The organism is Actinopolymorpha sp. B11F2, assembly GCF_040195635.1.
GTDB lineage: Bacteria > Actinomycetota > Actinomycetes > Propionibacteriales > Actinopolymorphaceae > Thermasporomyces.
Genome location: NZ_JBEFTX010000004.1, coordinates 206030 through 219559, shown reverse-complemented (window position 1 = coordinate 219559; position 13530 = coordinate 206030). Strand labels below are relative to the sequence as shown.

The 13530-nt window shown below is 70.9% G+C and carries 12 protein-coding genes and 1 riboswitch; of the genes, 11 read left to right on the top strand and 1 reads right to left on the bottom strand.

Annotated elements, in window-relative coordinates; all coding sequences use genetic code 11:
• Nucleotides 1-25: 25 nt before the first annotated feature.
• Nucleotides 26-124: riboswitch (TPP riboswitch) on the top strand.
• From thiM to ligA, 8 genes are all read left to right on the top strand, one after another.
• Nucleotides 115-927, top strand: a complete 813-nt coding sequence (thiM, locus tag ABN034_RS09890; RefSeq protein ID WP_349690694.1) for a hydroxyethylthiazole kinase — start codon at nt 115-117, stop codon at nt 925-927. (Overlaps the previous riboswitch by 10 nt.)
• 12 nt (nt 928-939) lie before the next feature.
• Nucleotides 940-1590 carry a thiamine phosphate synthase gene (thiE, locus tag ABN034_RS09885; protein WP_502879000.1) on the top strand — a complete coding sequence of 217 codons (651 nt, stop codon included), beginning with the start codon at nt 940-942 and terminating at the stop codon, nt 1588-1590.
• The gene (gene thiD, locus ABN034_RS09880) at nt 1587-2459 is read left to right on the top strand and encodes a bifunctional hydroxymethylpyrimidine kinase/phosphomethylpyrimidine kinase (RefSeq protein ID WP_349690692.1); all 873 of its coding nucleotides are present in this window, start codon (nt 1587-1589) and stop codon (nt 2457-2459) included. Before thiE ends, thiD begins: the two co-directional genes overlap by 4 nt.
• Complete coding sequence (locus tag ABN034_RS09875; protein ID WP_349690691.1) at nt 2443-3144, top strand: TenA family protein; 702 nt, start codon at nt 2443-2445, stop codon at nt 3142-3144. The genes thiD and ABN034_RS09875 overlap by 17 nt, the downstream gene beginning before the upstream one ends.
• Before the next feature lie 182 nt (nt 3145-3326).
• Complete coding sequence (locus ABN034_RS09870) at nt 3327-4604, top strand: cysteine desulfurase family protein (RefSeq protein WP_349690690.1); 1278 nt, start codon at nt 3327-3329, stop codon at nt 4602-4604.
• On the top strand, nt 4604-5698 hold the full coding sequence (mnmA, locus tag ABN034_RS09865) for a tRNA 2-thiouridine(34) synthase MnmA (RefSeq protein WP_349690689.1): 1095 nt from the start codon (nt 4604-4606) through the stop codon (nt 5696-5698). Before ABN034_RS09870 ends, mnmA begins: the two co-directional genes overlap by 1 nt.
• 10 nt (nt 5699-5708) lie before the next feature.
• Nucleotides 5709-6755, top strand: a complete 1047-nt coding sequence (locus tag ABN034_RS09860; RefSeq protein ID WP_349690688.1) for a uroporphyrinogen decarboxylase/cobalamine-independent methonine synthase family protein — start codon at nt 5709-5711, stop codon at nt 6753-6755.
• A gap of 124 nt (nt 6756-6879) precedes the next feature.
• Nucleotides 6880-8970: an NAD-dependent DNA ligase LigA gene (gene ligA, locus ABN034_RS09855; protein ID WP_349690687.1), complete on the top strand. Its 2091-nt coding sequence runs from the start codon at nt 6880-6882 to the stop codon at nt 8968-8970.
• 12 nt (nt 8971-8982) lie between these two features.
• Here ligA and ABN034_RS09850 read toward each other — a convergent pair whose 3' ends face one another.
• Entirely contained in the window at nt 8983-9648 is a 666-nt protein-coding gene (locus ABN034_RS09850; RefSeq protein WP_349690686.1) for an ACT domain-containing protein, read from the bottom strand.
• 249 nt (nt 9649-9897) lie between these two features.
• Between ABN034_RS09850 and gatC the strand changes: the two genes are divergently transcribed.
• The 3 genes from gatC (at nt 9898) to gatB (ending at nt 13488) form a co-directional block, all read left to right on the top strand.
• Nucleotides 9898-10215, top strand: coding sequence for an Asp-tRNA(Asn)/Glu-tRNA(Gln) amidotransferase subunit GatC (gene gatC / locus ABN034_RS09845; RefSeq protein ID WP_349690880.1), 318 nt, complete (start codon nt 9898-9900; stop codon nt 10213-10215).
• Nucleotides 10215-11708 (top strand): Asp-tRNA(Asn)/Glu-tRNA(Gln) amidotransferase subunit GatA, encoded by a 1494-nt coding sequence (gatA, locus tag ABN034_RS09840; RefSeq protein WP_349690685.1) that lies wholly within the window; start codon nt 10215-10217, stop codon nt 11706-11708. The genes gatC and gatA overlap by 1 nt, the downstream gene beginning before the upstream one ends.
• Nucleotides 11709-11979: 271 nt before the next feature.
• Nucleotides 11980-13488: an Asp-tRNA(Asn)/Glu-tRNA(Gln) amidotransferase subunit GatB gene (gene gatB / locus ABN034_RS09835; RefSeq protein ID WP_349690684.1), complete on the top strand. Its 1509-nt coding sequence runs from the start codon at nt 11980-11982 to the stop codon at nt 13486-13488.
• Nucleotides 13489-13530: the final 42 nt, after the last annotated feature.

The following is a 13530-nucleotide window of genomic DNA, read 5'->3' as shown; positions in this document are numbered from 1 at the left end:
CCGCCGCCGAGCGGGTACGGTCGAAGGCAGTGACGCGGGGTGCCCGTAGATCGTTCGGGCTGAGAACACACCCGTGGAACCTGATCCAGATCATGCTGGCGAAGGGACGTCGCGATGCCCGCAGCCGATGCTGCTGTGAAAGCTGACGACATGGCCGACGCGCTCGAGCGGTTGCGCGTCCGGACTCCACTTGTGCACTGTCTCACCAACGTTGTCGTGGCCGGATTCACCGCCAACGCCCTGCTCGCCGCAGGGGCGGCACCGGCGATGGCTGACGCGGTGGAGGACGCCGACGTGCTCGCCCGAGCGGCCGGCGGAGTCCTCGTCAACATCGGGACCGTCACGGCGGCATCCGCCGACGGTATGCGGGCCGCCGTGGTCGCGGTGGGTGACGCCGGCGGTCGCTGGGTACTCGACCCGGTGGCCGCGGGTGCGTTGCCCTGGCGGGCGGCCCTGGCCGCGGAGTTGACGGAGCTGTATCCCCCTGCGGTCGTACGTGGAAATGCCTCGGAGGTCCTCGCACTCACCGGAGAGCTCGGCGGTCGGGGGGTCGACGCGAGTGCCGGACCGGACGACGCGGCCGCGGCGGCCACCGCGATCGCCGGCAGGTTCGGCGCGACGGTCGCCGTGAGTGGGGCTGTCGACCTGATCACCGACGGCGAGCGGACCGTCCGTGTCGAGAACGGCCATCCCCTGATGACGAAGGTCACTGGCGTCGGCTGTGTGCTCGGCGCGCTGGCGGCAGGGTTTCTCGCAGTCGTCGACGATCCTCTTCTCGCCACCGTGACGGCTACCGTGTTCCTGACGCTGGCGGCCGAGGACGCGGTGGCGCGGGCAGACAAGCCTGGTTCGTTCGCGGTGGGTTTGATCGACGAGTTGGCCACCGTCGACGGCGACCGTATCCGTACCGGCGCAAGGCTGCGTTGACAGGTGATCCCGTTGCGCCACCTGGACCTCTCGCTCTATCTCGTCACCGACACGAGGTTGTGTGGCGGTACGCAAGGTGTGGTTGACACCGTGCTGGCCGCGGTGACTGGTGGCGTGACGGCTGTCCAGCTGCGCGACACCCACGCGAACGCCCGCGCGCTCGTGGCCCTAGCCCGTCGCCTGCGCGAAACCCTCTCTGAGACGGGCGTCCCGCTGATCGTCAACGATCGCGCGGACGTTGCGGCAGCGGCGGGTGCTGACGGAGTCCATGTCGGGCAGGAGGACCTTCCGGTCGAGGTCGCGCGGGCGCTCCTTGGTCCAGACGCCTTTGTGGGCTTGTCGATCCAGCGGCCGGATCAGCTCGCCGCGGTGCGTGAGCTGGCGGCGGGCGCCGTCGACTACCTCGGTGCCGGACCGGTCCTTCCGCAACGTACCAAGGGCGACGCCGCTGCTCCGATGGGCCTCGACACGCTGGCAGAGGTCGTCCGCGGAGCATCCTTGCCGGTCGTCGCGATCGGCGGGATCGACACCGACAACGCTGCCGCTGTCCGGGCGACCGGGGTGGACGGCATCGCTGTCGTCAGCGCGATCTGCGGGAGGCCGGACCCGGCCGCGGCGGCCCGAGCCCTGCGAAACTGCCTTGCCGTGAAGGAGGTTCGATGACACCGGCGTTGCGGACAACGCCCGACCCGGAGCAGCCAGGGACTACGCCACCCCCGGTCGCGTTGACGATCGCGACGAGCGATCCTTCCGGTGGTGCCGGGATCCAGGCCGACCTCAAGACGTTCTCGGCACTCGGTGCCTACGGCACGGCCGTGCTGGTCGCCCTCACCGCACAGAACACCCGGGGCGTGACCGGTATCCAGGTGATCCCTACCGCGTTCATCGCCGAGCAGCTCGACACGCTGTTCGCCGACGTCTCCGTCGACGCGGTGAAGATCGGCATGCTGGCGAACGCCGCGGTGATCCGTACCGTCGCGGACGCTCTCGTCCGGCTTCGACCGCCGTGCATCGTTCTCGACCCGGTGATGGTGGCGGCAAGCGGCGACCGGTTGCTGGAACCCGACGCTGTCGCCGATCTGCGCGACCGGTTGCTGCCGCTGGTCGACCTCGTGACCCCCAACATCCCCGAGGCGGCCACGCTGCTGGCCCGCCCGCCTGCACAGAGCGTGGACGAAGCGGAAGAGCAGGCACGGGACCTGCGGCGCATGGGCGCGCGGAGGGTGCTGCTCAAGGGTGGCCACCGGCTGGATTCCGACGAGTCCACCGACGTGTACGTCGACGCCGAACGCACCCGCCTGTTCAACGCCCCACGGATCAGGACCAGGCACACGCACGGCACCGGCTGCACGCTGTCGTCGGCGATCGCGGCGCTGCGACCCCAGCGTCCGGGCTGGCCGGAGGCGATCGGAGCCGCCAAGGCCTACCTCACGGAGGCGATCGCCGCGGCCGACACGCTCGCTGTGGGTACCGGTAACGGACCCGTGCACCACTTCTACCACTGGTGGGGGAACCGTGACGCCGCCTCCTGATACCGCTCCCGACCCGGCGCACAGTACGACGGGCAGTACGACGTTCAGTGCCGCGGCGTGGACCGCGAGCGCCGTGACCCGCGAGGCGATCGACGCGCTGCCGTTCGTTCGCGGGCTGGGGGACGGCTCGCTGGACCGCGACCGGTTCGTCTACTACCTCGCTCAGGACGCGCACTACCTCGAGGACTACGCACGGGCGCTGGCCACGGCGGCGGTCATGGCGGAGACGGTCGACGACCTGGCGTTCTTCGCCGGCTCGGCCAGGGACTCGATCCTTGTCGAGCGTGACCTGCACCGCCGCCACGTCGGCGACATCGCCCGGCACCCGGCGAGCCCGACCTGTCTGGCGTACACGTCGTACCTGCTGGGCGTCGCGCACACCCAGGGTTACCCGGAGCTGGTGGCCGCGCTGCTGCCGTGCTTCTGGATCTACTCCGACGTCGGTACGCGGCTGCTGGAGCGGGCTGGGGCGTTGCAGGGGCATCCGTACGCCGACTGGATCGGGATGTACGCGGACGAGTCGTTCACAGCCGCGACCTCGACGGCACGGGCGATCGCCGACCGGGTGGCGGCCGGCGCCGGCGAGCCGACCCTGCGCCGGATGCACGCGGCCTTCGCCCGGGCGACGACCTTCGAGTGGATGTTCTGGGACGCCGCCTGGCGCCGGGAGACCTGGCCCTCCTAGCACCGCGAGCCGCGGGCGCCGGGGAATGATCACGTTTACGTGATCATTCCCCAACGACACGCGGCAAGTTCGACGTGCTTCGTTGGTACCTGCCGTGCATCGTCGGGAGCTCAGAGAGGCTCTAGTCGCGAACGTCGTGCTCGCCGCCCACGTACCGGAGACGGTTATTACTCTGGAGGGCGATGGATGCCACGCCTTCCCCTGTCTACCTCGACCACGCCGCGACGACGCCGATGCTGCCCGAGGCCGTCGCGGCGATGGCTGCCCAGCTCCCGCGGCTGGGCAACGCGTCGTCCCTGCACGCGTCCGGCCGCGCGGCCCGGCGGGTCGTCGAGGAGTCGCGCGAGACGGTCGCCCGGGCCCTGGGCGCCCGGCCGTCGGAGATCGTCTTCACCGGTGGCGGCACCGAGGCCGACAACCTCGCCGTCAAAGGCCTCTACTGGTCCCGTCAGGCCGCCGACCCGCGTCGGCGCCGGATCCTCGCGAGTGCGGTGGAGCACCATGCGGTCCTCGATGCGGTCCAGTGGTTGGCCGGCCACGCTGGCGCCGAGGTCGAGTGGCTGCCGGTCGACGACGTGGGCCGGGTGGACCTCGACGCCGCCGTCGCGAGCGTGGAGCGGGATCCCGCCTCCGTCGCGTTCATGACGGTGATGTGGGTCAACAACGAGGTCGGTACGGTCCAGCCGGTGTCCGAGCTCGCCGCACTCGCCCGCCGGCACGAGATCCCCTTCCACACCGACGCGGTCCAGGCCGTCGGCCAGCTGCCTGTCGACTTCACCTCCGCCGGACTCGACGCCATGACGGTGACCGGGCACAAGGTAGGCGGTCCGATCGGTGTCGGCGCGCTCGTCGTACGCCGGGAGATCGACCTCATGCCCCTCCTGCACGGCGGGGGACAGGAACGCGACGTCCGGTCGGGCACGCTCGACGTTCCCGCGGTCGCGGGGTTCGCCACGGCGGTGGAGTTCGCGACGTCACGGCACGTCGAGCTCGGGCGCACTCTGGCCGGTCTGCGGAACGAGCTCGTCCGCCAGGTCCTCGCCGAGGTGCCCGACGCCGAACTCAACGGCGAGCCGCTCGCCACGGACCAGCGCCAGCCGGCTGGCGAGGCGCGCCGGCTGCCTGGCAACGCGCACTTCTCGTTCCCCGGCTGTGAGGGTGACTCGCTGCTGCTCCTGCTCGACGCGCGCGGGATCGAGTGCTCCACCGGTTCGGCGTGCTCGGCGGGCGTCGCCGAGCCGAGCCACGTCCTGATCGCGATGGGACGAGACGAGGAGCGGGCCCGCGGATCGCTGCGGTTCAGCCTCGGCCACACCTCGACGCGCGCCGACGTCGACGCCCTGGGCACCGCGATCGGACCCGTCGTCGAGCGTGCCCGCGCCGCCGGGCTGGTCAACGCAGTCAACACCGCAGGCGTACACGAGCGGGTCACGGGCACGACGACCGGAGGAGGACGCTGATGCGGGTGCTGGCGGCGATGTCCGGCGGAGTCGACTCGGCGGTCGCGGCGGCGAGGGCGGTCGCGGCGGGCCATGACGTCACCGGCGTCCATCTCGCCTTGTCGCGCAACCCGCTGTCCTTCCGCACGGGAGCCCGCGGCTGCTGCACTCTGGAGGACTCCCGCGACGCCCGCCGGGCCGCTGACGTGCTCGGGATTCCGTTCTACGTCTGGGATCTCGCCGAGCGTTTCCAGGCCGACGTGGTTGACGACTTCGTGACGGAGTACGCGGCCGGGCGCACGCCCAACCCGTGCGTACGCTGCAACGAGAAGATCAAGTTCACGGCGGTGCTCGACCGGGCGCTCGCGCTCGGCTTCGACGCCGTGTGCACCGGCCACTACGCACGCCTCGTCGACGGTGCGGACGGACCCGAGCTGCACCGGTCGGTCGACCCGGAGAAGGACCAGTCCTACGTCCTCGGCGTGCTGACTGCCGACCAGTTGGCGCACGCGATGTTCCCGCTGGGTTGCTCCCACAAGACCGACGTACGCGAGGAGGCCGCGGCGCGCGGGCTCGCGGTCGCGGAGAAGCCCGACAGCCACGACATCTGCTTCGTCGCCGACGGTGACACGTCCGGCTTCCTCTCGCGCGAGCTGGGTGAGCGGCCCGGCACGGTCGTCGACGAGGACGGCACCGTGCTCGCCCGCCACGACGCGTCGTACGCCTTCACCGTCGGGCAGCGGCGCGGCCTGCACCTCGACCGGCCCGCCGCGGACGGCCGACCGCGCTACGTCCTGTCGATCGAACCGGTGAGCCGCACGGTCACGGTTGGCCCGCGCGAGCGGCTCGCCGTGCGAGCGCTCGCGGGCACCCAGCCGCGCTGGTGCGGGTCGAAGCCCGCCGGTGTGGTGCGCTGCCGGGCCCAGATCCGCGCCCACGGCGAGGCGTTCGCGGCGCGGGCGTGGCTCGACGGCGAGACGCTCCGCGTCGACCTCGCCGACCACGCCGTAGGTGTCGCGCCCGGGCAGTCGGTCGTGCTCTACGACGAGAGCCGGGTCATCGGCTCTGCGACGATCGCCGACACCGTTCCGGCCGCGGTGGCGGCCGACTCGTAGCCTGTGCGTCGTGCCCAACGACATCGAGGTTCCTTGGCGCCCGGGTTCGGCGACCGGCGTGGGTTCGTTGCCCTTCTCCGACCCGTCGGAGGCGGCGAGGGTCGTCCTCGGAGAGCTGCCGGACCTTCCGCACCTGCCGGAGCTTCCCGGGCGCGGACCCGGCGCGGACATGGTGGGCCGCGCATGCGGCCTCCTCGTCGAGTTGGCGGTCGACCTGCAGCCCGCCGGCTGGCGGCTCACGACGGGTGAGGGACTGGACCAGGGCCGCGGCCGGTCGATGCTGGCACAGGACCTGGACGCACTGGAGGAACTGGCCCAGGGTTACTCCGGGCCGTTGAAGGTGCAGGTCGCCGGACCGTGGACGCTGGCCGCATGCGTCGAACGCCCACGCGGGGGCCGCGTCCTCGGTGACCCGGGCGCCCGGCGTGACATCGCACAGTCGCTGGCCGAAGGGCTTTCCGGTCACCTGGTGGAGGTTCGGGGGCGGGTACCCGGGGCCGAGCTCGTCGTCCAGCTGGACGAACCTTCCCTGCCGTCCGTCCTGGCCGGTTCCGTCCCGACCGCTTCCGGGTTCTCCCGTTATCGGACGGTCGAGGAGTACGAAGTCCTCGAGTTGCTCCGCGGTGTCCTCGACCGGGTGGCGGGCGACAGGGCTCTCCCGGTCGTCCACTCCTGCGCGGCCGGCGTTCCGTTCGACCTGCTGGTGCGGGCAGGGGCGCGTGGGCTGTCCTTCGACCTGAGCCGGGTGCGGGAGCGCGATCTCGACGCGCTCGGCGCGGCGGTCGACGGCGGGGTGGCGCTGCTGGTCGGTGCCGTGCCGGCTACGCGTCCGGCCGCGGCCGGCGCGGCGACCGGGGGCAAGAGCGCGGGACCGTCGGACAGCGACGTGGCGCGTTCGGTGACGGTCTTGTGGCGACGGCTCGGCTTCGCCGCCGACGAAGCCGCCCGCGGCTGCGTGGTGACACCCTCGTGCGGCCTTGCGGGCGCTGACCCGGCATGGGCGCGCACGGCGATGGCGCTGGCGCGCGACGCCGCGGCTCATCTGCGTACGGCCTGATCACCGTACCTCGCCCGACCAGCTGCCGCTCTGCCACCTGACTGGCCGGAAACCTCGCAGACGTCCGGCGTGAACTGGGGCGATGGGCAGCGGCCATGTCGGACCGCGGCGGTAGGTTGCTGCCATGAGCAAGCGGACCGCCGAGCCGTCCAGCAAGGCACGTGACCGGCATGCCACCTTGGCGCAGGAGGTCGAGGAGCACAACTACCGCTACCACGTGCTCGACCGCCCGACGATCTCCGATGCCGACTACGACGCCCTCATGCTGGAGCTGCGCGACCTCGAGGACGCCCACCCGGAGCTGCGTACCCCCGACTCGCCCACCCAGAAGGTCGGCGCCACCTGGTCGGCCGACTTCGCCCCGGTCGACCACCTCGAACGCATGATGTCGCTCGACAACGCGTTCAGTCTGGAGGAGCTGCGCGCCTGGGCCGCCCGGGTCGAGCGCGAGATCGGCACCGAAGCGGAGTATCTCTGCGAGCTGAAGGTCGACGGCCTCGCCGTCGACCTCGTCTACGAAGGCGGGCGTCTGGTCCGCGGAGCCACCCGAGGCGACGGCCGGACCGGAGAGGACGTCACCGTCAACGTACGGACGATCGACTCCATCCCGACCCGGTTGGCCACCAGCGCAGACGGGTCGATGCCGCCTGATGTGTTGGAGGTTCGCGGCGAGGTCTACTTCCGCCTCCGTGACTTCGAGGAGATCAACGCGGGGCTCGTCGAGTCCGGCAAGGCGCCGTTCGCCAACCCGCGCAACTCCGCGGCCGGAACGCTGCGCCAGAAGGATCCCCGGATGACTGCCCGGCGGCCGCTGCGGTTCGTCGCCCACGGGATCGGCAAACGCGACGGGTGGGCGCCGGCCCGGCTCTCGGAGGCGTACTCCAGCCTGCGCGACTGGGGCGTCCCCGTCAGCGACCACGTGCGGGTCCTGCGCACCCTGGAGGAGGTCGACGCCTACGCCCGCGAGTTCGGCGAACGCCGGCACGACCTCGACCACGAGATCGACGGCGTGGTCGTCAAGGTCGACCAGGTGCCGCTGCAGCGCCAGCTCGGCTCGACCTCGCGGGCGCCACGGTGGGCGATCGCGTTCAAGTTCCCACCCGAGGAGGTCAACACCAAGCTGCTCGACGTCCGGGTCAACGTCGGCCGGACCGGGCGAGTCACGCCGTACGGCGTGATGGAGCCGACCAAGGTGGCCGGGTCGACGGTCGAGTACGCCACGCTGCACAACGCCCAGGAGGTCAAGCGCAAAGGCGTCCTCATCGGCGACACGGTGGTGCTCCGCAAGGCCGGTGACGTGATCCCCGAGATCGTCGGGCCGGTCGTCGACCTGCGGGATGGCTCCGAACGTGAGTTCGTGATGCCGAGCAAGTGCCCGGAGTGCGGCAGCCCGTTGCGGCCGGAGAAGGAGAGCGACGTCGACCTGCGCTGTCCCAACACCCGGTCATGCCCGGCGCAGCTGCGGGAGCGCCTGTTCCACCTGGCGGGGCGTGGGGCGTTCGACATCGAGGTGCTCGGCTACCAGGCCGGCACCGCGCTGCTCGACGAAGGGTTGATCCATGACGAGGGCGACCTCTTCGCGCTGACTCCCGAGCAGCTCGAAGGCTCGGAGTTCTTCACCACGAAGTCCGGCGAGCTCTCGGCCAATGCCAAGCGGCTGTTCCTCAACCTCCGGGCGGCCAAGACCCGCCCCCTGTGGCGGGTGCTCGTCGGGCTCTCCATCCGGCACGTCGGGCCGACGGCGGCGCAGGCGCTGGCCCGGACCTTCGGCGACCTCGACCGGATCGCGGCGGCGAGCGAAGAGGAGTTGGCCGCCGCGGAGGGTGTCGGTCCCACCATCGCGGCGTCGCTCGTGGAGTGGTTCGCGGTCGACTGGCACCGCGAGATCGTCGAGAAGTGGCGGGCGGCCGGCGTCCAGCTGCGCGAGGAGATCGAGCAGGGTCCACGGCCGCTCGAGGGCGTCACGGTCGTCGTCACCGGCAGCCTCGAAGGCTTCTCCCGCGACGAGGCAACCGAGGCGATCACGGCACGGGGTGGCAAGGCGTCGGGCTCGGTGTCGAAGAAGACCGGCTTCGTCGTCGCCGGTGACAACCCCGGATCGAAATACGACAAGGCCCGCGACCTGGGCGTACCCATCCTCGACGAGGCAGGCTTCCAGGTGCTCCTGGACGACGGCCCCGACGCCGCCCGCGAACGCGTACTTCCCGCGGAGTAGCCGCAGGTCGGGCTACTCCTCAGACGAGAGTGCCATGACGCTCTGGGAGAGGGCGGCGAGGTAGGCGAGCCGGGCCAGCTCCGAGTCGAGGATGTCGGGGCCGCCGTACCTTCCGACGACCAGAGCCCGGCACGGCTGGCCGAGGGGCACCGCGGCCGCCGCGACGTAGCGCCACCCGTGGCCCTCCCACTCGGCAGGAATGCTCAGCCGGCGCGCCGAGCGGAGCGGGAACCAGAACGCCTCGCCCGCTGGGAGGCGTGGTGCCGTCCTCGTCGCATGGACGATCTGTGTGCCCTCGGTCCCGTCACCCGCGTGGACGAGGAACGCCCAGTCCGCCCGGAAGACGGTGGGTGCCTGGTGGACCAGAACGCGTTCGGCGTCGTTGGGTTCCTCGGTCATCGCCTCGATGGCTTCCAGGTCGTGGCGCAGGTTGCCGCCCGCCGCATACCGCGAGAGCCACACCACCCGGACACCGGGCACCGAGTGGCAGGCCGAGACGAGGGCGTCGGCACGTCCACCAAGGGGAAGTTCGACCACGAAGTCGTCGACCGCCGTACCGTCATCTTCACGGCCCATCACGTCGACCGCCACGATGTCGGCACCGGTCTTGCCGAGCGCCGAGGCAACGGTCCCCAGCGCACCTGGTTCGTCAGGGAGTACGACGCGGACGAGGTACACACCATGATTGTCGCAGCGAATGATCGGCGACGTTGTTGCTTCGAGGTCAAGTTCCGTGACGAGTCATGCCGGTGTGCCCGTGGGGAGCCCGATCGGTGGCCCTCCTAGGATTGCCGGACCGGGCCCTGCCTGCGTGATCATGAAATCTCCCCGGCGTCAGAGCACCGCGCAGTCTTCATGATCATCGGACGAGGCTCAGGGCTCGGCACCAACGGCAAGGACAACGCGACGGCAAGAAGGGTCACCACCGTGCCTGCGATCACCCGCGAGGAGGTTGCGCATCTGGCGCGCCTCGCCCGGATCGACCTGACCGATGACGAGCTCGACCATCTCGCCCCCCAGCTCGACGTCATTCTGCAGTCGGTCGCCCAGGTAAGTGACGTCGCGGCACAGGACATCCCGCCCACCTCGCACCCGCTGCCGCTCACCAACGTCTTCCGCGCCGACGAGATACGACCCGGCTTGTCCGCCGAGGAGGCCCTGGCCGGCGCGCCACTGGTCGACGGCGAGCCAGCCGTGGAGGCGCAGCGGTTCCGCGTACCTCGGATCCTCGGCGAGGAGGCGTGATGACCGACCTCACCAAGCTCCCGGCGACGCGGATCGCCGAACTGGTCCGCACCGGCGACGCATCCGCGGTGGAGGTGGCGCAGGCCCATCTCGACCGGATCGCCAAGGTCGACGACCGGATCCGCGCGTTTCTGCATCTGGACGCCGAGGGTGCGCTGGCGGCCGCGCAAGCCGTCGACGAGAAGCGTGCCGCGGGGGAGCCGCTCGGCCCGCTGGCCGGCGTGCCGCTCGCCCTCAAGGACGTCTTCACGATGAAGGGCGTGCCGACCACCTGCGGATCGAGGGTCCTCGAGGGGTGGCGGCCGCCGTACGACTCGACCGTGGTGCGGCGCCTGCGTGCCGCCGACCTCGTGATCCTCGGCAAGACCAACATGGACGAGTTCGCGATGGGGTCGTCGACGGAGAACTCGGGCTACGGGCCGACTCGCAACCCATGGGACACCGAGCGGATCCCCGGCGGTTCGGGAGGCGGCTCGTCGGCGTCGTTGGCGGCGTACGAAGCACCTCTCGCGATCGGCAGCGACACCGGCGGATCGATCCGGCAGCCGGCGTCGGTCACGGGAACGGTGGGAGTGAAGCCGACATACGGCGGAACCTCCCGCTACGGCCTGGTCGCCCTCGCGTCGAGCCTCGACCAGCCGGGGCCGTGTGCGCGGACCGTGCTCGACGCGGCGCTGCTGCACGAGGTCATTGGCGGCCACGACCCGATGGACTCGACCTCGATCGACCGGCCGGTGCCGCCGGTGGTCGACGCCGCCCGTGCCGCCGACATCCGCGGCCTGCGGGTCGGCGTGGTGAGGGAGCTCGGCGGCGAGGGTTACCAGTCTGGGGTCGAGCAGCGGTTCCGCGAGGCGGTCGACCTGCTCGGCGAGTTGGGAGCCGAGGTCGTCGAGGTGTCGTGCCCGCACTTCGTCCATGCCCTGGCGGCGTACTACCTGATCATGCCGAGCGAGTGCTCCAGCAACCTCGCCCGCTTCGACGCGATGCGTTACGGCCTGCGGGTCGGTGACGACGGCACCCGCAGTGCCGAGGAGGTGATGGCGTTGACCCGCGAGGCAGGTTTCGGTCCCGAGGTGAAGCGCCGGATCATGATCGGCACGTACGCCTTGTCCAGTGGCTACTACGACGCCTACTACGGCCAGGCGCAGAAGGTCCGCACGCTCATCGCGCGGGACTTCGAGCGGGCATTCGAGTCCGTCGACGTCCTGGTCTCGCCTACCACGCCGACGACGGCGTTCCGGATCGGCGAACGCGTCGACGACCCGCTGGCGATGTACAAGGCGGACCTCTGCACGATCCCGTCCAACCTTGCCGGCAACGCGTCGGCGTCGTTCCCCTGCGGTCTCTCGCCCGACGACGGCCTGCCGGTGGGGCTGCACGTGATGGCGCCGGTGCTCGCCGACGACCGGCTCTACCGCGTGGGTGGGGCCGTCGAGGCGGCGTACGCCGAACGTCGGGGGCATCCCCTGCTCGACGACGCACCGGTGCTCTAGGGGGTGTCTGATGGATCACGATCGGCTCGCGGCGTCCCGCATCCCGCCTGGCTGCGTTCTCGTCGATCGGCGCACAAGACCAGTGCGCCTTCCTCCTCGGCCTTGCCAGCCGGGCGCGGATACGCCGCTCACTGATCGATCGTGATCCATCAGACACCCCCTAGGGCCTGGGCGAGTCCTTCCGGTCCCCGCGGCAGGTGCAGCGATCCACGCCGGGGCGCTGGCTAGGCTGGGCCTGCGCAGGTCACACCCATTCTCGAGAAGGACGCTGATGACGACCGGGACCATGCCGAGCCTGCTCGACTACGACGAAGCGGTCGAGCGTTACGACCCGGTGCTCGGGCTCGAGGTGCACGTCGAGCTGAGCACGGTGACCAAGATGTTCTGCGGCTGCCCCACGGAGTTCGGCGCGCCGCCCAACACCCAGGTCTGCCCGGTCTGCCTCGGCCTGCCCGGATCGCTGCCGGTCGTCAACGGCAAGGCTGTCGAGTCGGCGATCCGGATCGGCCTCGCTCTCGGCTGCGACATCGTGGACTGGTGCCGGTTCGCCCGGAAGAACTACTTCTATCCGGACATGCCGAAGAACTACCAGATCAGCCAGTACGACGAACCGATCGCGGTCAACGGTGAGGTCGAGGTCGAGGTCGAGGGGCGTACGTACACGATCGGCATCGAACGCGCCCACATGGAGGAGGACACCGGCAAGTCCACCCACGTCGGCACGAGCGGCCGGATCCACGGCGCCGACTACTCGATCGTCGACTACAACCGCGCCGGCATCCCGTTGATCGAGATCGTGACCAAGCCGATCGAGGGCACGGGCGCGTTGGCGCCACAGGTCGCGCGGGCCTACGTCTCGCAGCTGCGTGACCTGATGCGGGCACTGGGCGTCTCCGACGTTCGCATGGAGCAGGGCTCGCTGCGATGCGACGCCAACGTGTCGCTGCGGCCGCAGGGTGAGACGCCGTACGGCTTGCGGACCGAGACGAAGAACGTCAACTCGCTGCGCTCGGTGGAGCGGGCCCTGCGGTACGAGATCTGCCGGCAGGGCGCCATCCTCGACGCGGGTGGCAAGGTCACGCAGGAGACCCGGCACTGGCACGAGGACACCGGCATCACGACGTCCGGACGGAGCAAGGAGGAGGCCGAGGACTACCGGTACTTCCCCGAGCCCGATCTCGTGCCGGTCGCGCCGTCGCCGGAGTGGGTGGAGGAGCTGCGGGCCACCCTGCCGGAGCCGCCGAGCGCGCACCGCAAACGGCTCGCCGAGGCATGGGGCTTCACCGAGATGGAGTTCCGCGACGTCATCGGCGCGGGCGCCCTGCACCTCGTGGAGGCGACCGTCGAGGCAGGCACGACCCCGGCGGCGGCCCGCAAGTGGTGGCTCGGCGAGCTGGCACGCCGGGCGAAGGAGGCCGAGGTCGAGCTCGAAGCGCTCCCGATCACGCCGCCACAGGTGGCCGCCATCCAGGCCCTCGTCGAGGCCGGCACCGTCAACGACAAGTTGGCGCGCGAGGTCTTCGACGGCGTCCTCGCCGGTGAGGGCGCACCCGAGGAGGTCGTCAAGGCGCGCGGTCTCGCCGTGGTGAGCGACGACTCGGCGCTCGGCGCGGCGGTCGACCGCGCGATCGAGGCCAACCCTGACGTGGCGGAGAAGATCCGTGGCGGCAAGGTCGCCGCCGCCGGAGCGTTGATCGGTGCCGTGATGAAGGAGATGCGCGGCCAGGCCGACGCGGGCCGGGTCCGCGAGCTGATCCTGGAGCGCCTCGGCGCCGCGTAAGACCTGGTGAACCAGGCATGAGTTGATCTCTTGCTGTCGGTG

Excerpts from the sequence above, each read along its gene's own strand:
- thiM (WP_349690694.1), top strand. The coding sequence starts at position 115 with ATGCCCGCAGCCGATGCTGCTGTGAAAGCTGACGACATGGCCGACGCG.
- thiD (WP_349690692.1), top strand. The coding sequence starts at position 1,587 with ATGACACCGGCGTTGCGGACAACGCCCGACCCGGAGCAGCCAGGGACT.
- ABN034_RS09870 (WP_349690690.1), top strand. The coding sequence starts at position 3,327 with ATGGATGCCACGCCTTCCCCTGTCTACCTCGACCACGCCGCGACGACG.
- mnmA (WP_349690689.1), top strand. The coding sequence starts at position 4,604 with ATGCGGGTGCTGGCGGCGATGTCCGGCGGAGTCGACTCGGCGGTCGCG.
- ligA (WP_349690687.1), top strand. The coding sequence starts at position 6,880 with ATGAGCAAGCGGACCGCCGAGCCGTCCAGCAAGGCACGTGACCGGCAT.
- gatA (WP_349690685.1), top strand. The coding sequence starts at position 10,215 with ATGACCGACCTCACCAAGCTCCCGGCGACGCGGATCGCCGAACTGGTC.
- gatB (WP_349690684.1), top strand. The coding sequence starts at position 11,980 with ATGACGACCGGGACCATGCCGAGCCTGCTCGACTACGACGAAGCGGTC.